At 74.1% G+C, this 19815-nt stretch carries 19 protein-coding genes and 4 pseudogenes; 1 reads left to right on the top strand and 22 read right to left on the bottom strand.

The features are described 5' to 3' along the window. Positions 1 to 36 precede the first annotated feature (36 nt). Entirely contained in the window at positions 37 to 813 is a 777-nt protein-coding gene (locus JKP75_RS08000; RefSeq protein WP_200491877.1) for a peptidylprolyl isomerase, read from the top strand. Between the two features lie 106 nt (positions 814 to 919). Here the strand turns inward: JKP75_RS08000 and JKP75_RS07995 are convergent, their stop codons facing one another. From JKP75_RS07995 to thrS, 22 genes and pseudogenes are all read right to left on the bottom strand, one after another. Next, entirely contained in the window at positions 920 to 2812 is a 1893-nt protein-coding gene (locus JKP75_RS07995) for a bifunctional (p)ppGpp synthetase/guanosine-3',5'-bis(diphosphate) 3'-pyrophosphohydrolase (RefSeq protein ID WP_309229638.1), read from the bottom strand. 106 nt (positions 2813 to 2918) lie between these two features. Beyond that, positions 2919 to 3068 (bottom strand): annotated as a pseudogene (locus tag JKP75_RS23375) (HD domain-containing protein); the annotation flags it as partial. A 406-nt stretch (positions 3069 to 3474) separates the two neighbouring features. After that, positions 3475 to 4089 carry an adenine phosphoribosyltransferase gene (locus JKP75_RS07990; RefSeq protein ID WP_375335657.1) on the bottom strand — a complete coding sequence of 205 codons (615 nt, stop codon included), beginning with the start codon at positions 4087 to 4089 and terminating at the stop codon, positions 3475 to 3477. Next, positions 4086 to 5480, bottom strand: coding sequence for a protein translocase subunit SecF (gene secF / locus JKP75_RS07985; RefSeq protein ID WP_207146596.1), 1395 nt, complete (start codon positions 5478 to 5480; stop codon positions 4086 to 4088). Before secF ends, JKP75_RS07990 begins: the two co-directional genes overlap by 4 nt. Further along, entirely contained in the window at positions 5477 to 7189 is a 1713-nt protein-coding gene (secD, locus tag JKP75_RS07980; protein ID WP_200492913.1) for a protein translocase subunit SecD, read from the bottom strand. Before secD ends, secF begins: the two co-directional genes overlap by 4 nt. A gap of 14 nt (positions 7190 to 7203) precedes the next feature. After that, the gene (yajC, locus tag JKP75_RS07975; RefSeq protein WP_200491878.1) at positions 7204 to 7527 is read right to left on the bottom strand and encodes a preprotein translocase subunit YajC; all 324 of its coding nucleotides are present in this window, start codon (positions 7525 to 7527) and stop codon (positions 7204 to 7206) included. 163 nt (positions 7528 to 7690) lie between these two features. Then, positions 7691 to 8749, bottom strand: coding sequence for a Holliday junction branch migration DNA helicase RuvB (gene ruvB / locus JKP75_RS07970; protein WP_375335670.1), 1059 nt, complete (start codon positions 8747 to 8749; stop codon positions 7691 to 7693). 62 nt (positions 8750 to 8811) lie between these two features. Next, the gene (gene ruvA, locus JKP75_RS07965) at positions 8812 to 9447 is read right to left on the bottom strand and encodes a Holliday junction branch migration protein RuvA (RefSeq protein WP_200491879.1); all 636 of its coding nucleotides are present in this window, start codon (positions 9445 to 9447) and stop codon (positions 8812 to 8814) included. After that, entirely contained in the window at positions 9444 to 10013 is a 570-nt protein-coding gene (ruvC, locus tag JKP75_RS07960) for a crossover junction endodeoxyribonuclease RuvC (RefSeq protein WP_200491880.1), read from the bottom strand. Before ruvC ends, ruvA begins: the two co-directional genes overlap by 4 nt. A 126-nt stretch (positions 10014 to 10139) precedes the next feature. Beyond that, a complete protein-coding gene (locus JKP75_RS07955) occupies positions 10140 to 10895 on the bottom strand; it encodes a YebC/PmpR family DNA-binding transcriptional regulator (RefSeq protein ID WP_200491881.1) in 756 nt (251 codons plus the stop codon). Then, complete coding sequence (gene pdxT, locus JKP75_RS07950; protein WP_304504645.1) at positions 10895 to 11317, bottom strand: pyridoxal 5'-phosphate synthase glutaminase subunit PdxT; 423 nt, start codon at positions 11315 to 11317, stop codon at positions 10895 to 10897. The genes JKP75_RS07955 and pdxT overlap by 1 nt, the downstream gene beginning before the upstream one ends. A gap of 100 nt (positions 11318 to 11417) precedes the next feature. Continuing rightward, positions 11418 to 11519 (bottom strand): annotated as a pseudogene (locus JKP75_RS23755) (pyridoxal 5'-phosphate synthase glutaminase subunit PdxT); the annotation flags it as partial. Positions 11520 to 11536: 17 nt separating this feature from the next. Further along, complete coding sequence (locus JKP75_RS23750) at positions 11537 to 11803, bottom strand: DUF6886 family protein (RefSeq protein ID WP_375539237.1); 267 nt, start codon at positions 11801 to 11803, stop codon at positions 11537 to 11539. A 17-nt stretch (positions 11804 to 11820) separates the two neighbouring features. Continuing rightward, a pseudogene (gene pdxS, locus JKP75_RS07940) lies at positions 11821 to 12718 on the bottom strand (pyridoxal 5'-phosphate synthase lyase subunit PdxS). A gap of 45 nt (positions 12719 to 12763) precedes the next feature. Next, positions 12764 to 13318, bottom strand: coding sequence for a hypothetical protein (locus JKP75_RS07935; RefSeq protein ID WP_200491884.1), 555 nt, complete (start codon positions 13316 to 13318; stop codon positions 12764 to 12766). Positions 13319 to 13329: 11 nt separating this feature from the next. Then, entirely contained in the window at positions 13330 to 14319 is a 990-nt protein-coding gene (locus JKP75_RS07930) for an IS481 family transposase (protein ID WP_200492912.1), read from the bottom strand. Between the two features lie 132 nt (positions 14320 to 14451). After that, positions 14452 to 15315 carry a glycosyltransferase family 4 protein gene (locus JKP75_RS23365; protein WP_309229635.1) on the bottom strand — a complete coding sequence of 288 codons (864 nt, stop codon included), beginning with the start codon at positions 15313 to 15315 and terminating at the stop codon, positions 14452 to 14454. 82 nt (positions 15316 to 15397) lie between these two features. Then, a pseudogene (locus JKP75_RS23360) lies at positions 15398 to 15568 on the bottom strand (alpha-(1-2)-phosphatidylinositol mannosyltransferase); the annotation flags it as partial. 89 nt (positions 15569 to 15657) lie between these two features. Beyond that, on the bottom strand, positions 15658 to 16617 hold the full coding sequence (locus JKP75_RS07920) for a phosphatidylinositol mannoside acyltransferase (RefSeq protein WP_200491886.1): 960 nt from the start codon (positions 16615 to 16617) through the stop codon (positions 15658 to 15660). Then, complete coding sequence (pgsA, locus tag JKP75_RS07915) at positions 16614 to 17246, bottom strand: phosphatidylinositol phosphate synthase (protein ID WP_200492911.1); 633 nt, start codon at positions 17244 to 17246, stop codon at positions 16614 to 16616. The genes JKP75_RS07920 and pgsA overlap by 4 nt, the downstream gene beginning before the upstream one ends. Beyond that, positions 17246 to 17752: an HIT domain-containing protein gene (locus tag JKP75_RS07910; protein ID WP_200491887.1), complete on the bottom strand. Its 507-nt coding sequence runs from the start codon at positions 17750 to 17752 to the stop codon at positions 17246 to 17248. Before JKP75_RS07910 ends, pgsA begins: the two co-directional genes overlap by 1 nt. Next, positions 17749 to 19782 carry a threonine--tRNA ligase gene (thrS, locus tag JKP75_RS07905; protein WP_309229634.1) on the bottom strand — a complete coding sequence of 678 codons (2034 nt, stop codon included), beginning with the start codon at positions 19780 to 19782 and terminating at the stop codon, positions 17749 to 17751. Before thrS ends, JKP75_RS07910 begins: the two co-directional genes overlap by 4 nt. Positions 19783 to 19815 lie beyond the last annotated feature (33 nt).

Raw genomic sequence — 19815 nt, 5'->3', positions numbered from 1 at the left:
GCCCCGCCGAGCAGCCGCCCGCCGAGGAGTTCCCCCGTGCCCACGAACAAGCAGCGCCGCGAGGCCGCCCAGCGCCACCTGCAGCGCCAGCTGGAGCGCCGCGCCGAGCTGGCCCAGAAGCGCCGCCGCAACCTGGGCATCGGCCTGGCCGCGCTCGCCGCCGTCGTGGTGGTCCTCGCCGCGCTGGTGATCAGCGGCGTCTTCTCCGGCGACGACGACGCCCCCGAGGCCGCCGCCGACGCGCCCACCTGCGACTACGTCGCCACCGACCCCTCGGTGAACCCGAACCTGACCCACGTCGGGCTGCCCGACGGCGACGTCCCGACCGAGGGCACCCAGGCGCTGACCATGGCGACCAGCGCCGGCGACATCGGCCTCACCCTCGACCGGGCCGGCGCGCCGTGCGCCGCCGCGGCGATCACCTACCTCGCCGAGCAGGGCTTCTTCGACGGCACCGGCTGCCACCGGCTGACCACCAGCCCGGGCCTGCAGGTGCTGCAGTGCGGCGACCCGAGCGAGACCGGTCGCGGCGGCGCGGCCTTCGACTACCCGACCGCGGCCACCGGCGACGAGACCTACCCGCGCGGCACCGTCGCCATGGCCAACTCCGGCCAGGGCTTCGACGGCAGCCAGTTCTTCCTCGTCTACGGCGACAGCCTCGAGGGCAACCCGAACTACACCGTCGTCGGCACCATCGACGAGGCCGGGCTGGGCGTGCTCGACGCCATCGCAGCCAAGGGCGTCGCCGACGGCGGCCAGGACGGCGCCCCCGCCGAGCCGGTCACCATCGAGTCGATGGCCCTCGCCGGCTGACCTCCCGGGGCGTCCTCCCCCACCGCAGCGCGTCCTCCCTCACCGTGCACCACGAGGGAGGACGCGCTGGGATCAGGTCACCTGATCCCAGCGTGGGGTGGCGTCGTCAGGCGGTGACGCGCTCCACGTCGAAGACGCCGTCGACGTTGCGCACCGCCTGCAGCACCGCCCCGAGGTGGGCGGGGTCGGCGAGCTCGAAGGTGAACCGGCTGATCGCGACGCGGTCGCGGCTGGTCTGCACCGACGCGGACAGGATGTTCACCCGCTCGTCGGCCAGCGTCTTGGTGACGTCGGAGAGCAGCCGGTGCCGGTCCAGCGCCTCCACCTGGATGGCGACGAGGAACACCGAGCCCGGCGCGCTGGCCCACTCGACCTCGACCAGCCGCTCGGGCTTGCGCTGCAGGTCGCCGGCGTTGGTGCAGTCGGTGCGGTGCACGCTGACGCCGCCGCCGCGGGTGACGAAGCCCAGGATCTCGTCGCCGGGCACCGGCGTGCAGCACTTGGCCAGCTTGGCCCACACGTCGGTCATACCGTGGACGACGACGCCCGGGTCGCCGGTGCCGGAGCGGCGCGGCGTGGGCCGGTTGGTGGGGATCGCGGTCTCGGCGATGTCCTCGACGGCGCCCTCGGTCCCGCCGAGCGCCGTCATCAGCTTCTCCACGACCGATGCCGCGGAGATCTGGTTCTCCCCCACCGCCGCGTAGAGCGCGGTGACATCGGCGTAGCGGAGGTCCTTGGCCAGCGTGCTCAGCGCCTCGCCGCCCAGCAGCCGCTGCAGCGGCAGGCCGGCCTTGCGCATGGCGCGGGTCAGCGCCTCCTTGCCGGCCTCGACCGCGTCCTCGCGGCGCTCCTTGGTGAACCACTGGCGGATCTTGGTGCGCGCCCGCGAGGAGCCGACGAAGGACAGCCAGTCCTGCGACGGGCCGGCGGTCGGCGACTTGGAGGTGAAGATCTCGACGACGTCGCCGTTGGAGAGCGTGCTGTCCAGCGACACCAGGGCACCGTTCACCCGGGCCCCGATGGTGCGGTGGCCGACCTCGGTGTGCACCGCGTAGGCGAAGTCCACCGGCGTCGACTCGCCGGGCAGGCTGACCACGTCGCCCTTGGGCGTGAAGACGAAGACCTCCTGCGGACCGAGGTCGTAGCGCAGCGTCTCGAGGAACTCGCCGGGCTCCTGCGCCTCGCGCTGCCAGTCCAGCAGCTGCCGCAGCCACAGCATGTCGTCGGGCGAGCCGACCTTCGGCGGGGCGCCGAACTCGCCGGCACTGGGCCGGCCGCCGGCCCGCGCGTTCTCCTTGTACTTCCAGTGCGCGGCGATGCCGTAGTCGGCGGTGCGGTGCATGTCGTGGGTGCGGATCTGCAGCTCGACCGGCTTGCCGTGCGGACCGATCACCGTCGTGTGCAGCGACTGGTACATGTTGAACTTCGGCATCGCCACGAAGTCCTTGAAGCGCCCCGGCAGCGGCTGCCAGTGGGCGTGCATGATGCCGAGCGCGGCGTAGCAGTCGCGCACCGAGTCGACCAGGATCCGGATGCCGACGAGGTCCCAGATGTCGGTGAAGTCCCGGCCGCGGACGATCATCTTCTGGTAGATCGAGTAGTAGTGCTTGGGCCGGCCGGTGACCACCGCCTCGATCTTGGCGGCCTTGAGCTGCTCCTGGACGGTCGTGGTGACCTCGGCCAGGTAGGTGTCCCGCGACGGCGCGCGCTCGGCCACCAGCCGCACGATCTCGTCGTACCGCTTGGGGTAGAGCGTCGCGAACGCGAGGTCCTCGAGCTCCCACTTGATCGTGTTCATGCCCAGCCGGTGCGCCAGCGGGGCGAGGATCTCCAGCGTCTCGCGCGCCTTCTTCTCCTGCTTCTCCGGCGGGAGGAAGCGCAGCGTGCGCATGTTGTGCAGCCGGTCGGCGAGCTTGATGACCAGCACCCGCGGGTCGCGGGCCATCGCGACGATCATCTTGCGGATCGTCTCGGCCTGGGCCGCGTCCCCCAGCTTCACCTTGTCGATCTTGGTGACGCCGTCGACGAGGTGCGCGACCTCCGGGGCCGAAGTCGGCGGTGATCGACTCCAGCGTGACGCCGGTGTCCTCGACGGTGTCGTGCAGCAGCGCCGCCACCAGCGTCGTGGTGTCCATGCCGAGGCCCGCGAGGATCGTCGCGACCGCCAGCGGGTGGGTGATGTAGGGGTCGCCGCTCTTGCGCTTCTGCGCCGCGTGCGCGGTCTCGGCGACGTCGTAGGCCCGCTGGAGCAGCACGAGGTCGGCCTTGGGATGGCTCTGCCGGTGCAGCGCGGCCAGCGGCTCGAGCACCGGGCGGACGACGGTGCTGCGCTGGCCGGCCACGATCCGGCGGGCCAGCCGGTCGCGGACCCGGCGGCGGGGCGCGCCCGAGTCCCCGTCCCCCGGCTCGGCGGCGACGTCGTCCGGGCGGCGGACGGCCGGGCGCTCGGGCAGCGGCGGCCGGTGCGCGGGGGCGCTCCCGGGCCCCGACGGCGGCGCCGCGTCGGTCGTGGCGCCGGGCCGCCCGGGGCGCGCAGGAGCGGCGTCGGCGGCTACGTCGGAGGCCACGGCGACTCCTGCTGGTTCGAGGAGAGGGAGACCCTCACCATGCTAGCCGTGCCGGGCGTGTCCCCGCCGCACCCCGGGGACCCGGATGACCCGGTCAGGTGGTCCAGAGGGCGTGCACCGCGTGCGGCGCGACGCGCTCCCGGCCGCCGAGCGCGGCCAGCTCCACGACGACGCCCACCGCCGTGACGACGCCGCCGAGCCGCTCGACCAGGGCGACCGCGGCACCGAGGGTGCCGCCGGTGGCCAGCACGTCGTCGACGACGAGCACCCGCTGGCCGGGCCGGATGGAGTCGGCGTGCAGCTCCAGCGTCGCGGTGCCGTACTCGAGCACGTAGTCGGCCGAGATCCGCTCGCGCGGCAGCTTGCCGGCCTTGCGCACCGGGACGACCCCGACACCGGCGGCGAGCGCGACCGCGGCGGCGAGCAGGAACCCGCGCGCCTCCACCCCGACGACGACGTCGAACGAGCGGCCGGGGGTGTCGGCACCCGGGCCGCCGGCCCCGGCCACCGCCGCGGCCCGCGGGTCGGTGGCGGCCGGTGCGGCCAGCCCCTCGACCACGCGGGCGAACGCCGGACCGTCGGCGAAGACCGGGGTGAGGTCCCGGAAGAGCACCCCGGGTTCGGGGTGGTCGGGGATGTCGACGGTCAGCGAGGCGATCAGCTCGTCCAGCGGCTGCTGCGTCCCGACCTGCTCGGGGGCGGCGCTCACCGGCGCTTCTTGCCCGACGGGCGGCGGGCCGGGGCGCCGGGCCGCTGCGGCCGGGCACCGGGGCGCGGCGCGGTCGTGCCGCCGTCCACGTCCCGGCGCACCGACGCGGGCGACTCGACGACGACGTCGGCCTGCACCTCGGTGGGCAGCTCCGCGACCGCGGTGCTCCCGCCCGCGGGACGACGGCCGCGCCGCGCGCTGGCGACGGGGCCCGCGGGCACGCCGGACCCTCCCTGCCGGGCGGCCGACGAGCGGCGGGCGAGGACGCGCCGGCGCAGCGCCTGCACCTCCGGCTCGCGCTCCTTCAGGTCGGCGACGATCGGCGTGGCCAGGACGATCGAGGAGTACGTGCCCGCGGCCAGCCCGACGAAGAGCACGAGGGCGAGGTCCTTGAGCGTGCCCACACCGAGCAGCCCGGCGCCGACGAACAGCAGCCCGGCGACCGGCAGCAGCGCGATGACCGAGGTGTTGATCGAGCGCATGAGCGTCTGGTTGACCGCCAGGTTGGCCGCCTCGCTCCAGGTCATGCGGGCGGACTTGTCGAGGTCCTTGACGTTCTCGTCGACCTTGTCGAACACGACGACGGTGTCGTACAGCGAGAACCCGAGGATGGTCAGGAAGCCGATGACCGTCGACGGGGTGACCTCGAAGCCGATCAGCGCGTAGACGCCCGCGGTGACGACGATGTCGTGCAGCAGGGCGGCCATGGCACCGATCGCCATCTTGAGCTGGAACCGCAGCGCCAGGAACGCCACGACCGCCACCAGGAAGACCACCAGCGCGACCAGGGCCTGGTCGGTGATGTCCCGGCCCCAGTCGGCGCTCACCGACTCCGGGCTGACCTGGCCGGGCTCGACCCCGGCGGCGTCCGCGACGGCCGCCACCACCGCGCGTTCCGCGTCGCCCTCGAGGGCTCCGGTGCGCAGCAGCAGGGTGTCGCCGCCGACGACCTGCGCGGAGGCGACCTCCGCGCCGGCCTCCTCCGCGGCCTCGCGGACCTGCGCGAGCTGCGCGGACTCGCCGGGCAGGCGGAAGCTGTTGCCGCCGGCGAAGTCGATGCCGAAGTTGAAGCCCCGGAAGACCATCGCGGCCAGGCAGAGCAGCACCACGACGGCGGTGACCTTGTAGACCAGCCGGCTCTTGCCGACGACGTCCAGCCCGGCCTCGCCGTTGTAGAGCCGGTGCGCCAGCGAGGCGCGCGGCTCGTGCGTCCGGTCACCGGCCCCCTCGCGGGGCAGCCCGGCCTCGGCCAGGTCGTCGTCGCCCAGCGCGGCGGCCGCCTCGTCGGCGGCGTGGCTGGCGTCCTGCGCCTCGTCGGCGTCGGTGCCCACCCGGACGACCTCGTCGGGCTCCGTGGTCCCGGTCCCGTCGTTCCGCTCGTCGCGGGTCATGCCTGGCTCCTGTTCTCGGCGGTCGGGCCGGCGGTGGCGCCGACCAGCTCGCGGTCCGCCTGCCGCTGCGTGGACCACCCGGCGCGGTCGACCGACCCCAGCCCCGAGATCCGGCTGCTGCCGAACCACTTGTACCGGGAGAGGACCGACATGAGCGGGTGGGTGAAGAGGAAGACCACGACCAGGTCGAGGACCGTGGACATGCCGAGGGTGAACGCGAAGCCCTTCACGTCGCCGATGGCGAGCCAGTAGAGGATCGCCGCGGCCAGGAAGCTGACCGCGTCGGCCGAGAGGATGGTGCGCCGCGCCCGGACCCAGGCGCGCGGCACCGCCGAGCGGAGGCTGCGGCCCTCGCGGATCTCGTCCTTGAGCCGTTCGAAGTACACGACGAACGAGTCCGCGGTGATGCCGAGCGACACGATGAACCCGGCGATGCCCGCGAGGCTCAGGGTGAACCCGATCTCCCGGCCGAGCACCACCAGCACGCCGTAGACCACCACGCCGGAGAGCACGAGGCTGGCGATCATCACCAGGCCGAGGGCGCGGTAGTAGAGCAGGGAGTACAGGAACACCAGGCCGACGCCGATCGCACCGGCGATGAGTCCCGCCTGCAGCTGCTCCTCGCCGAGCTCGGTGGAGATCGACTGGGCGGTGGCCTGGCTGAAGCTCAGCGGCAGCGCGCCGTACTTGAGCTGGTTGGCCAGCTCCGTGGCCGACTCCTGGTCGAAGCTGCCGGTGATCTCGGTGCCGCCACCGACGATGGCCGAGTTGATCGTCGGCGCCGAGATGACCCGGCCGTCGAGGGTGATCGCCACGGAGTTGCCGACGTTGGCCGAGGTGTACGCGCCCCAGGCGGAGCTGCCCCGGGAGTCGAAGTCCAGGTTGACGACCCACTCGCCGGTCCCGGCGCGGGTGCCGGCGGCGGCGTCGGTGACCGACGTGCCCTCGACCACGGCCGGGCCGAGCAGGTACTTGAACTCGCCGTCCTCGCTGCACGCGGCGACGTGGTCGTCGGGCCGGGCGACGTCGCTGGTGGCGGCACCCCCGCAGGTGAGCGCGTCGAAGGCGGCCTGGGCCTCCTCCTGCGTCACGGCGGGTGCGTCCGGCGCCCGGGTGGGCGCAGCGGTGTCCGCGCCGCCGGTCGGCTCGGCGGCCCCGCTCGGTGCGGCCGGGTCGGTCGGCTCGGCGGCCTCGCTCGGCGCGGCCGGATCGGTCGGCTCGGCGCCGTCCGTGGGCTCGGCGCCGTCCGTGGGCTCGGCACCCTCGGTGGGTGCGGCCGGGTCGGTGGCCTCGGCGCCGTCGCTGGGCGCGGCGTCCTCGGCCGGCGCCTGGTCGGCCGGGGCGACGTTCAGCACCGGGCGGAACCGCAGCTGGGCGGTCTCGCCGAGCTCGCGGGCCTGGTCGCCGTCGTCCCCGGGGACGGAGATGACGATGTTCGAGTCGCCCTCGGTGACCACCTCGGCCTCGGCGACACCGAGGCCGTTCACCCGCTGCTCGATGATCCGGCGGGCGAGCTCGAGGTCCTCCCGGTCGGGCGCCCCGCCGTCCGGCGTGCGGGCCGTCAGCGTGACGGTCGTGCCGCCGCGCAGGTCCAGGCCCAGCTGCGGCGTCCGGGTGGAGCCGGTGAAGAAGACCAGGCCGTAGAGCACGGCGAGGACGAGGACGAACGCCCCGAAGTACCGGCTGGCCGGCAACGAGCGGTTGGCCACGGGATCTCCTGCGATCAGAAGCTGTCGTCGGCCGGGCGTCCCCCGGCCGTACCGGGCGCGTCATCGCCCGGGGTGCCGGTGACCGGCTCGCGGATCTCCAGGACCGCCTGGCGGGCGAAGGTGACGACGACGCCGGGAGCGAGCTCCAGGTCCACCGTCGTCTCGCCGAGACCGACGACCGTGGCGTGCATGCCGCTGGTGGTCATCACCGGCGAGCCGATGGTCAGCGACTCCTGCAGCGCCTGGGCCCGGGCCTGCATCGCCTTGCGCTGGCGTGCGGGGAGCACGAACAGCAGCACGGCCAGCAGGACCAGCATGATCAGAGGGAAGAGCTCCACGACAGGTGTGCCTCTCTACCGCGCGTCCAGCTCCGCGGTCGGTGCGGCCCGGGGGCCGCTCGGGTTCGTCGGTTGCCTGCGCGCACCCGGTGCGCGGCACGCGGCGACCCGGTGGGGCGCGCACGGCCGCGGCCTCTCTTCTTGCGCGCCAGCGCCCCGGAGTCTAGGCGTCGAAGAGCGGCTCTGACGACGAGCCTGCGCCCTGTGGGTCTGCTGTGACCCGGCCGAGCGGAATCCCGGCCCGGGGCACCTCCAGCCCCAGGTGCCGCCAGGCCGCCTCGGTCGCGACCCGCCCGCGGGAGGTGCGGGCCAGCAGACCGGCGCGCACCAGGAAGGGCTCGCACACCTCCTCGACGGTGTGCGGCTCCTCCCCCACGGCGACGGCGAGGGTGGCGACGCCGACCGGGCCGCCACCGAACTTCGTCACCAGCGCCGAGAGGACCTCGCGGTCGAGCCGGTCCAGGCCCAGGTGGTCCACGTCGTAGAGCGCGAGCGCGGCCTCGGCGACGGCGCGGGTGACCCGGCCGTCGGCCTCCACCTCCGCGTAGTCGCGGACGCGGCGCAGCAGCCGGTTGGCGATCCGCGGTGTCCCGCGGGAGCGGCCGGCGATCTCCGCCGAGCCCTCGTCGGTGAGCTCGACGCCGAGCAGCTCGGCGCTGCGGGCGAGCACCTGCTGCAGCTCTGCGGGCTCGTAGAACTCCATCTGGCCGACGAAGCCGAAGCGGTCGCGCAGCGGGCCGGTGAGCAGGCCGGCGCGGGTGGTGGCGCCGACCAGGGTGAACGGGTTGATCTCCAGCGGGATCGCCGTCGCCCCCGGCCCCTTGCCGACGACGACGTCGACCCGGAAGTCCTCCATCGCCATGTACAGCAGCTCTTCGGCCGGCCGGGCGATGCGGTGGATCTCGTCGATGAACAGCACGTCGCCGGGCGCCAGGTTCGACAGCATCGCGGCGAGGTCGCCCGAGCGCTCGATCGCCGGGCCGCTGGTGATCTTCACCGCCGTCCCGAGCTCCGAGCCGATGATCAGCGCGAGGCTGGTCTTGCCCAGCCCGGGCGGGCCGGACAGCAGCACGTGGTCCGGCGGGCGGCCGCGCCGCTTGGCGCCCTCGAGGACCAGCGCCAGCTGCCGGGCGACCTTGGGCTGGCCGATGAAGTCGTGCAGCGAGTGCGGGCGCAGCGCCGACTCGACCACGCGCTCCTCGTCGCCGGCCTGCGGCGACACCGCCCACTCCTGACCGAGGTCGGCGGCGACCTCACCGGTCAGCGACCGGTCGAAGGGGGCGCTCACGAGCGGCCCAGCAGCTGGAGCGCCCGGCGCAGGAGGACCGCGACCTCGACGCCGCCGGTCTCCACGATCTGCGCGTCGGCGACCGGCGCGAGCTCGACGACCGCCGTCTCGGCCTCCTTGCCCGACCAGCCGAGGCCGACGAGCGCGGAGGTGAGCTGGTCGCGCCACGGTGCCACCGGGGTGACCGCCGGCAGGCCGGTGGACGGGCCGTCCAGCGAGGTGTCGGTGGTGACCGAGCCGAGCCGGTCGCGCAGCTCCAGGATCAGCCGCTCGGCGCCCTTCTTGCCGATGCCGGGGACCTGCATGAGCGCCTTGACGTCGGCCATCGACACCGCGCGGCGCACCTCGCGGGGCGGGTGGATGGCCAGCACGGCCTGGGCGAGCCGCGGGCCGACCCCGTTGGCGGTCTGCAGCAGCTCGAACAGCGAGCGCTCGTCGTCGTCGGCGAAGCCGTAGAGGGTCAGCGAGTCCTCGCGCACGACCAGGCTGGTGGACAGCCGCGCGGCCTCGCCGACCTGCAGCCGCGCGATGGTGCCGGGCGTGCACTGCACCGCCAGGCCGATGCCGCCGACCTCGACGACCGCGCCGTCCGGGGAGACCGCGGCCACCCGGCCGTTCACCGAGGCGATCATCGGGCCGCCACCCCCTGCCAGCGCGGCAGCGTGCGCTGCACGACGGGCGCGCCGATGCCGCCGGCGATCGCCGCCGAGCGGAGCCGCTGCTGGGCCGGGCCGCGCCAGACGTGGCACACGGCCAGCGCCAGCGCGTCGGCGGCGTCGGCCGGCTTCGGCGCCTCGGCCAGGCCGAGCACGCGGGTGACCATGAGGGTGACCTGCTCCTTGTCCGCGCGGCCGTTGCCGGAGATCGCCGCCTTGACCTCGCTGGGGGTGTGCCAGGCGACCGGCCGGTCGGCCTGCGCCGCGGCCAGCGCGGCCACGCCCGCGGCCTGCGCGGTGCCGGTGGCCGTGCCCTTGTTGTTCTGGGTGAAGACCCGCTCGATGGCCACGACGTCGGGCCGGTGCGCGCGCAGCAGCGCGGTGACCGCGGTGTGCAGCTCCAGCAGCCGCAGCTCCAGGTCCAGCTCGGCCAGGGTGCGGATCACGCCCACGCCGACCGCCGCCGGCCGGGCGCCGGGGCGGCCGTCCACGACCCCCCAGCCGCACCGGGTCAGCCCCGGATCGATGCCGAGCACCCGCATGGAAGAGCCTCCCGCCGACCGAACGCCTGTTCGACCCACGCTAACCGCAACTCTGCGGCGCGCGCCCGCAACACGCGGAGCGGACCGGCCTCCGCCGGGGCGCCCCGCCCTCGGGCGGGGCGGCCGTCAGGCGTCGATCTTCTCCATGACCTCGTCGGAGACGTCGTAGTTCGCGTAGACGTTCTGCACGTCGTCGAGGTCCTCGAGGGCGTCGATGAGGCGGAACACCTTGCCGGCGCCGTCCTCGTCCAGCTCGACCTGCACGCTGGGCAGGAAGCCCATGTCGGCGGAGTCGTAGTCGATCCCGGCGTCCTGGAGGGCGGTGCGCACGGCGACCATGTCCCCGGGCTCGCTGACCACCTCGAGGGTGTCGCCGAGGTCGCGGACCTCCTCGGCACCGGCGTCGAGGACGGCCATGAGCACGGTGTCCTCGTCGACGCCGTCGGACTTCGGCACCACCACGACGCCCTTGCGGGAGAACAGGTAGGAAACCGACCCGGGATCGGCCATGTTCCCGCCGTTGCGGGTCATGGCGGTGCGGACCTCCATGGCCGAGCGGTTCTTGTTGTCCGTCAGGCACTCGATGAGGACGGCGACGCCGCCGGGGCCATAGCCCTCGTAGGTGATGCCCTGGTAGTCGACGCCACCGGCCTCGGCACCGGAACCGCGCTTGACCGCCCGGTCGATGTTGTCGTTGGGCACCGAGCTCTTCTTCGCCTTCTGGACGGCGTCGTAGAGCGTCGGGTTGCCCGAGAGGTCACCGCCACCGGTGCGGGCCGCGACCTCGATGTTCTTGATCAGCTTGGCGAAGAGCTTGCCGCGCTTGGCATCGATGCCGGCCTTCTTGTGCTTGGTCGTCGCCCACTTGGAATGGCCGCTCATCAGTCCTCCTCGTTCCCGGCGCCCGCGCCGGCCCTCGCGGCCAGGTGACGCCGCACGATCTCGACGAACAGCGCGTGCACCCGGCGGTCCCCGGTCAGCTCGGGGTGGAAGCTCGTGGCCACCAGGTTCCCCTGGCGGACCGCGACGATCCTACCGTCGGCCTCCCCGCCGACGACGCGGCCGAGGACGGCGACGCCGTCGCCCGCCTCCTCCACCCACGGCGCCCGGATGAAGACCGCGTGCAGCGAGCCGCCGCCGAGGCCCTCGACGTCCATCTCGGACTCGAAGCTGTCGGCCTGCCGGCCGAAGGCGTTCCGGCGGACGGTGACGTCGAGCCCGCCGATCGTCTCCTGGTCCGGGGGCGCGTCGAGCAGCCGGTCGGCGAGCAGGATCATCCCGGCGCAGCTGCCGTAGACCGGCAGCCCGTCCCGGACCGCGGCGCGCAGCGGGTCGAGCAGCCCGCAACCGGCGGGCCAGCTTGGCGATCGTCGTCGACTCCCCGCCCGGCAGCACCAGGCCGTCGACGGCGGCCAGCTCCTCGGGCCGCCGCACCGGCACCGCCTCGGCGTCCTGGTCGCGCAGCGCGGCCAGGTGCTCGCGGACGTCGCCCTGCAGCGCCAGCACCCCGATGAGCGGCCGGCTCACGACGCGACCGCCGGCCGCGCGTTGCCCAGCCGGATCCCGCTGAACCCCAGCGTGGACCCGACGACGTCCCGCCAGAAGGCCCCCAGCTCGGGGAGCGCCCGCAGCTGGATCCGCGCCTGCTCGTGCAGGGCCAGCAGGTCACCGACCGGTTCCGGGGCCGCCAGCGGCTCGACGGCCCACACCAGCGGGCGCGGGTCCGCCGAGGTGCGGGCACGGTGCGGCACGAACCGGCGGATCGTCGGGTCCTCGGAGAAGTGCAGCACCGCCGGGGCGGTCGGGGTCACCAGCCGCGCGAGGCGAAGCGCTGGTCGGCGGGGAAGCGTCGAGACGTTGAGCCCGACCATCGCCTCGCCCAGCCCGCGGGAGACCTTGGCGATGACGTCGGGGTCGTCGTGGAAGGTCGTGGCCTGGACGATGGCGGCGGCGCGCTGCGCGGGGTCGCCGGACTTGAAGATGCCCGAGCCCACGAAGACGCCCTCGGCGCCGAGCTGCATCATCATCGCCGCGTCGGCGGGGGTGGCGATGCCGCCGGCGGTGAAGAGCACGACCGGCAGCTTGCCCTCCCGCGCGACCTGGGTCACGAGCTCCACGGGGGCGCGCAGCTCCTTGGCCGCGACGAACAGCTCGGTCTCGTCCAGGGTGCCCAGCGCCTTGATGCCGGCGCGGATCGAGCGCATGTGCCGGGTGGCCTCGACGACGTTGCCGGTGCCGGCCTCGCCCTTGGAGCGGATCATCGCCGCGCCCTCGGAGATCCGGCGCAGCGCCTCGCCCAGGTCGGTGGCGCCGCAGACGAACGGCACGGTGAACGCGCTCTTGGCGATGTGGTGCGCCTCGTCGGCGGGGGTCAGCACCTCGGACTCGTCGATGTAGTCGACGCCGAGCGCCTGGAGCACCTGCGCCTCGACGAAGTGGCCGATCCGGGCCTTGGCCATGACCGGGATCGAGACCGCGCCGATGATCCCCTCGATCATGTCGGGGTCGCTCATCCGGGAGATCCCGCCCTCGGCGCGGATGTCGGCGGGGACCCGCTCGAGCGCCATGACGGCGACCGCGCCGGCGTCCTCGGCGATCTTCGCCTGCTCGGGGGTGACGACGTCCATGATGACGCCGCCCTTGAGCTGCTCGGCCATGCCGCGCTTGACGCGGTCGGTACCGGTGGAGGGGGTCTGCGCAGTCATCGGGGGCGCCTCGGGGTGCAGAGGGACGGTCGGAGGCCCGTGATCCTACGGACGCTCGGCGGCCGCGTGTCCCGCACCGCTGCCGGTGAGCACCTCGAGCCGGTCGTCGATGTCGAAGAAGCGGGGCAGCGGGGACCCGGCGTGCAGCCGGAGCACCCGCGGCAGCCGGCGGCTGCGCAGCGCCTGGGTGTCGCGCACCGCGTCGTTGTAGAAGCGCCGGGCCAGCGCCACGCGGGTGCTGGTGCCGGCCAGGTCGGCCTGCAGCGGCGCGGGCACGCCGGGCAGCTCGGGCGGGAGCTCGCGCAGCTCGCGGCCCAGCGCGTTCTCGGCCGCCTCCCGGTCCCCGGGCCCGGACGAGCGGGCGTCGGCGGCGGCCCCCGCGAGGGCGCGCGCCCGCTCCGGGCCCAGCGCCGCCGCGTGCTCCCGGGCCAGCTCCTCCGCCAGCCCGGCGCGCCGCCGCAGCTGGACCTCGAGCGTCGCCCGGGCGCGGGCCACCCGCGCCTCGAGCCGCGTGAGCCGGACCAGCGTCCACGCCGTCCAGAGCAGCAGGAGGACGGCGACGACCGCGAGGACCGCCCACACCCACGCCTGCGCACCCATGAGGGCGAAGGCTAGCTGTACTGACCGGGCAGGTTGGTCAAGCGGCTGATGGGTGGGTGGCCGCCGATGCCGGTGTGGGGCCGATGGTGGTTGTAGCCGTGTAGCCAAGCAGGAAAGGCGGCGCGGCGGTCGGCTTCGCTGGTGAAGAGCTGAGCGAAGGCCCATTCGCTGGTCATGGTGCGGTTGAAGCGTTCGACCTTTCCGTTGGTCTGCGGGCGGTAGGGCCGGGTCCGTTTTGGGGTGATGTTGAGCTGGGCGCAGGCGGCCGCCCAGTCGCGGCTGCGGTAGCAGCCTCCGTTGTCGGTGAGCACCCTGCGGGCGGTCACGCCCCGGTCGGCGAACCAGTTCACCGCGCGGCGCAGCACCGCGGTGGCGGTGGCCCCGAGTTCGTCGTTGTGGATCTCGGCGTAGGCCAGCCGGGTGTGGTCGTCGAGCACGACGTGGATGAAGCCGTGGCGCATCAGCGGCTGCCCGTGGCGGCTGCGGGCGCGGCCGCCATCGGCGGTGCGGTTGGCCTTGCCTTGTTCGCGGCCGAGGAAGCCGCCAGCCGCCGCCGGCGGGGGGTTGCCCCGCTTCTTCACGTCGGCGTGCAGTAGATCGCCGGGAGCGGCGTGCTCGTAGCGCACCACCTGGTGCTCGCGACGCTCGATACGAGACAGCCGACTGAGGCCGCAGCGGCGCAGCACCGCCCCGGTGGTCGAGGCCGCCACGCCGGTTTCCGCGGCGATCCGGACCGCGCCCCACCGCTTGCGCAGCCGCAGCGACACGATCCGCTTCGTCGTCTCCGGGGCGGTCTTGGTGGGGCTGGTGCGCGGACGGCTGGAGCGATCGACCATGCCGGCGGCACCCAGCGTTCGATACCGCTCGGCCCACCGATCCGCGGTCGTCCACGCCACTCCGAACAACTCCGCGGCCCGAACCTTGGGCCAGTTGTCCTCGACGATCAGCTGGGCCATCCGCAGACGCTGGCGCGGGGTCAAGGCGGCATTAGCGTGGAGCACGAGGACCTCCGGTGACTCGTGGAATGGGTGCCTTCAGCAGCTCCACTCCACGCCCGGAGGTCCTCCCCGAACAAGACCTCTACTCAGATCCCGTCGTCACAGCTCCTCGACCAACGTCTCTGGTCAGTACAGCTAGCGGGCGCTCCCCCGCCAGCGGGAGCTCCGCGGCGCGCCGCCGGACGGGGGCACCTCGGGCACCTCGCCGTCCTCCGCCGCGGTGACGCCGGCGCCCCCGGGCGGGACGACGGTCTCGTAGACGGCGAGGATCCGCCGGGCCAGGACCGGCCAGTCGTAGGTCCGCGCCACCTCGGCCCCGCGGGCGGAGAACCGCGCCCGCCGCTCCGGGTCGGCGAGCAGGTCGGCCAGGGTGCGGCCCAGCGCCGCGGCGTCCCCGCGCGGCACCAGCACGCCGGCGCTGCCCCCGTCGAGCACCCGCGCGAACGCGTCCAGGTCGCTGGCGACGATCGGGGCGCCCGCGGCCATCGCCTCGATGAGGACGACCCCGAAGGACTCCCCCAGCAGGTTCGGCGCGCAGTAGACGTCGACCGAGCGCAGGAACGCGGCCTTGTCGGGCTCGGAGACCTCGCCGAGGAGCTGCACGTGCGGGCGCAGCTCCTCCCCGACCAGCCGGTGCAGCTGGTCGGCGTCGCCCCGCCCGGCGACGAGCAGCCGGGCCTGCGGGTGCCGGCGGACGACGGTGCGCATCGCCTCCAGCAGCGTGGGCAGCCCCTTGCGCGGCTCGTCGAAGCGGCCGAGGAAGCCGATCGTGGGGCCCGGGCCGGACGCCGCGGGCAGCGACGGCCCCTCGGCGAAGGCGTCGACGTGCACCCCGTTGGGGATGATGACGGCGTCCCCGCCGAGGTGCTCGACCTGCACGCGGCGGGCGAAGTCGGAGACCGCGATGCGCCCGCTGATCCGCTCGAGCCAGGGGCGGACCACCGGCCCCCAGGCCGCCAGCCACTTCGACCGGGTCGTGGCCGCGTGGAAGGTCGCCACGATCGGCCCGTCGGCGATGATGCAGACCAGCAGCGAGGCCGACAGGCGGCGCCGGCTCGTGCACGTGGACGACGTCGAACCGCCCCTCGCGCAGCCAGCGCCGCACGCGCGCCGCCGACACCGGCCCGAACTGCAGGCTGGCCATCGAGCCGTTGTACGGCACCGGGACGGCCCGCCCGGCGAAGGTGATCCACGGGTCGGTGAGCGACTCCTCGTGCTCGGCCGGGGTCAGCACCTCGACGTGGTGGCCCATCCCGCGCAGCGTGTCGGCCAGGTCGCGCACGTGGTACTGCACGCCCCCGGGGACGTCCCACTGGTAGGGGCAGACCAGTCCGATCCGCATCAGCCCTCCTCCCCCGCGGGGACCGCCCGTCGCGGCGGGTCGGGCGGGACGTCGGCCCAGATCCGACCCAGCATGTGCCAGTCCTCGGGGTGCCGGCCCAGGCCCTCGGTGAAGACGTCGGCGACGGCCTGCATCGCGTCGGTGACCCGGGTGGCGAGGCGCCCCTCCCCCGTCACCGGCACCTCGGGGTGCACCTGGACGTGCCAGCCCGCGCCGTCGAAGCGCGGCACGGCCGGCAACAGCGCGGCCCCCGTGCGGGCGGCCAGCAGCGCGGCCCCGCTGGGCAGCAGGGCCGGGCGGCCGAAGAACTCGACGCTCACGCCACCGGTGCCGAAGTTGCGGTCGACCAGCAGGCAGCTGACCCCGCCCTCGGCGAGCCACTGGCGGAGCACCTCCGAGCCCGGCCGGGGCCCGCCGGTGAGCGGGGTGACCTTCATGCCCAGGCCCTCGCGGTACTCCAGGAAGCGGCGGTACAGCGACTCCGGCTTGAGCCGCTCGGCGATGGTGAGGAACGGGGTGCCCAGGCGGTCGGCCAGCCAGGCGCCGGCGGCGTCCCAGTTGCCGCTGTGCGGGAGCGCGAGGACCACCCCGCGGCCCTCGGCCCGCGCGCGCTCCACGTGCTCGAAACCGGGCACCCGGGTGTCCCGGCGGATGCGGTCGATGCCCAGCGTGGGCAGCCGGAACGCCTCCTGCCAGTAGCGCGCGTAGGAGGCCATCGCCCGGCGGTGCAGCTCGTCGAGCTCGGCCTCGGACAGCGTGCCGCCCGTGGCCACCCGCAGGTTGGCCCGCAGCTGGCGCACCCCGGCGCCGTCCCGGCCGGCCGCCCAGCGCCCGCCGGCCTCGAACCCGGACCGCGCCAGCGGCTCGGGCAGCATGCGGACCGCCCGCCAGCCGGCCGCGTACCCCGCGTCGGTCAGCCGGCCGGTGATCCGGCTGCGCAGCCCCGCGGGTGCGGTCACGGCTTCGGCGGGGACGAGGGCAGCGGGGCGCCCGCGGCACCCCGGCGGACGGCGAGCATCCGCTGCGCGACGGTGACCGCGCTGCCGGCGACCAGGACGACCAGGGCCACGTGCAGCGAGTACGGGATGCCCAGGCCGGTGAACCCGGTGCCCACGAGGACGATGATCAGCCGCTCGGTGCGCTCGACGATGCCGACGTCGCAGGACAGCCCCACGCCCTCGGCACGGGCCTTGATGTAGCTGGTCAGGACACCGAGGACCAGGCAGACGAGCGCCAGCAGCACGATCAGCCGGTTGTCCCCCTCGCCGGAGAACCACCAGGCCAGCGCGGCGAAGATCGCGGCGTCGGCGGCGCGGTCGCCCACGGAGTCCAGCACCGCGCCGAACACGGTGCCGCCGCCCCGGGCGCGGGCCAGCGCGCCGTCGAGCATGTCCAGCATCACGAACATCCAGACCGCGAAGGCGCCCCAGAAGAGGAAGCCGTTCCCGATGAGGAACACCGCGGACAGGACCGCCCCGAGGGTCCCGGTGACGGTCACCATGTCGGGGGTGATCCCGGCGCGGGAGAGCCCGGGCACGATCGGCGCCAGCACCTTGGCGACGGCGGGGCGCGCGTTGACGCCGAGCATCAGCCCTCCCCGGGCCAGGCGGCGGCGAGCAGGTCGCGGGTCTCCCGCAGCACCTGGGGCAGCACGCGGGTCAGCCCGACGACCGGCATGAAGTTGGTGTCCCCGCCCCAGCGCGGGACGGCGTGCTGGTGCAGGTGGTCGGCGATGCCGGCCCCGGCGACCGAGCCCTGGTTCATCCCGATGTTGAACCCGTGCGCGCCGGCGACCTCGCGGACCACGCGCATCGCCGTCTGGGTGACCGCCCCGAGCTCGGCGACCTCCTCGACGGTCAGGTCGGTGTAGTCGGGCACGTGCCGGTACGGCACGACCATCAGGTGGCCGGCGTTGTACGGGTACAGGTTGAGCACCGCGTAGACCGCGGTCCCCCGGGCCACGATCAGGCCGTCCTCGTCGCTCATCGACGGGATGACGCAGAAGGGGCAGTCGTGCGCCCCGGTGGGCTTGCCCTCGCCGCGGATGTAGGCCATCCGGTAGGGCGTCCACAGGTGCTCGAAGGCCTCGCTCATCCGGCGACCACGGTCCCGGTCTCGTCGGCCGCCGACGGGTCGGCGTTCGTCCGGGCCGCGATCCACGCGACGACCTGCTCGACGGCCTCGTCCACGGGGACGCCGTTGCGCTGGCTGCCGTCGCGGTAGCGGAAGGACACCGCACCGGCCTCGGCGTCGGTCGCCCCGGCGATGAGCACGAACGGGATCTTCTGCTTGCTCGCGGTGCGGATCTTCTTCTGCATCCGGTCGTCGGAGTCGTCGAGCTCGACGCGGACGCCGCGCCGCCGGAGCTTCGCGGCCACGTCGGTCAGGTAGGGCACCTGCTCGTCGGTGATCGGGATGCCGACGACCTGCACCGGTGCCAACCACGCCGGGAAGGCGCCGGCGTAGTGCTCGGTCAGGACGCCGAAGAAGCGCTCGATGGAGCCGAACTTCGCCGAGTGGATCATCACCGGCTGCTGCCGGCCGCCGTCGGCGGAGGTGTACTCCAGGCCGAAGCGCGCCGGCTGGTTGAAGTCGTACTGGATGGTCGACATCTGCCAGGTCCGGCCGATGGCGTCGCGGGCCTGCACGGAGATCTTCGGGCCGTAGTAGGCCGCGCCGCCCGGGTCGGGGACCAGCTCGAGCCCGGTCTCCCGCGCGGCGTCCTCCAGCACCTGCGTCGCGACCGCCCACTCCTCGTCCGAGCCGATGAACTTCGGCCCGTCGTCGCGGGTGGACAGCTCCAGGTAGTAGTCGTCGAGGCCGAAGTCGCGCAGCAGGCCGAGCACGAAGGACAGCAGGTGGCGGACCTCGCCCGGTGCCTGCTCCGGGGTGACGTAGCTGTGCGAGTCGTCCTGGGTCAGCCCGCGCACGCGGGTGAGGCCGTGGACGACGCCGGACTTCTCGAAGCGGTACACCGAGCCGAACTCGAAGAACCGCAGCGGCAGCTCGCGGTAGGACCGCCCGCGCGACCGGAAGATCAGGTTGTGCATCGGGCAGTTCATGGCCTTGAGGAAGTACTCGCTGTTCTCCAGCTCCATGCCGGGGAACATCGTGTCCTCGTAGTACGGCAGGTGCCCGGAGGTCTCGAAGAGCCCGCGCTTGCTGATGTGCGGGGTGCCGACGTAGTCGAAGCCCTCCTCCAGGTGGCGCGCGCGGACGTAGTCCTCCATCTCGCGCTTCACCACCCCGCCCTTGGGGTGGAAGACCGCCAGGCCGGACCCGATCTCGTCGGGGAAGCTGAAGAGGTCCAGCTCGACGCCGAGCCGGCGGTGGTCGCGGCGCTCGGCCTCGGCCAGCTGCTGCAGGTAGGCCTTGTGGGCGTCCTTGCTCTCCCACGCGGTGCCGTAGATGCGCTGCAGCTGCGGGTTCTTCTCGCTGCCGCGCCAGTAGGCGGCCGCGCTGCGGGTGAGGCTGAACGCCGGGATCGCGTTGGTGCGCGGCAGGTGCGGGCCGCGGCACAGGTCGGTCCAGACCCGCTCACCGCTGCGCGCGTCGAGGTTGTCGTACATGGTCAGCTGGGCGCCGCCGACCTCCACGTCGGCGCCCTCGGTGTCGCCGGCGCCGCCCTTGAGCCCGATCAGCTCGAGCTTGTACGGCTCGTGCGCGAGCTCGGCCTGCGCGTCGGCGTCGCTGATCTCCCGGCGGGCGAAGTGCTGCCCCGCGCGGACGATCTCGGTCATCTTCTTCTCGAGCGCCGCGAGGTCCTCGGGGGTGAAGGGCCGCTCGGGGTCGAAGTCGTAGTAGAAGCCGTTCTCCACCGGCGGCCCGATGCCCAGCGAGGTGCCGGGGAAGAGCTCCTGCACCGCCTGCGCCAGGACGTGCGCGGTCGAGTGCCGGATGACGGCCCGGCCGTCCGCGCTGGACGCCGCGACCGGCTCCACCTCGGCGTCGGCCTCCGGGGCCCAGGCGAGGTCCTTGAGCTCACCGGAGGCCACGTCCCGGACGACGACGGCGCCGTCGGGACCCTTGAGCGGGAGGCCTGCGTCCTTGAGCGCCTGCACCGCCGTCGTCCCGGCCGGCACCCGCACGGATCCGACGGCGGTGGGCGAGGGCGGGGTCGACACGAGAGCACTCCAGGAGTTCGGGGGACGGACCTC

It is taken from the genome of Blastococcus sp. TML/M2B, from assembly GCF_016612865.1.
Taxonomy (GTDB): Bacteria; Actinomycetota; Actinomycetes; order Mycobacteriales; family Geodermatophilaceae; genus Blastococcus.
The sequence above is the reverse complement of the archived record's forward strand: the minus strand, read 5'-3'. Positions and strand labels throughout refer to the sequence as shown.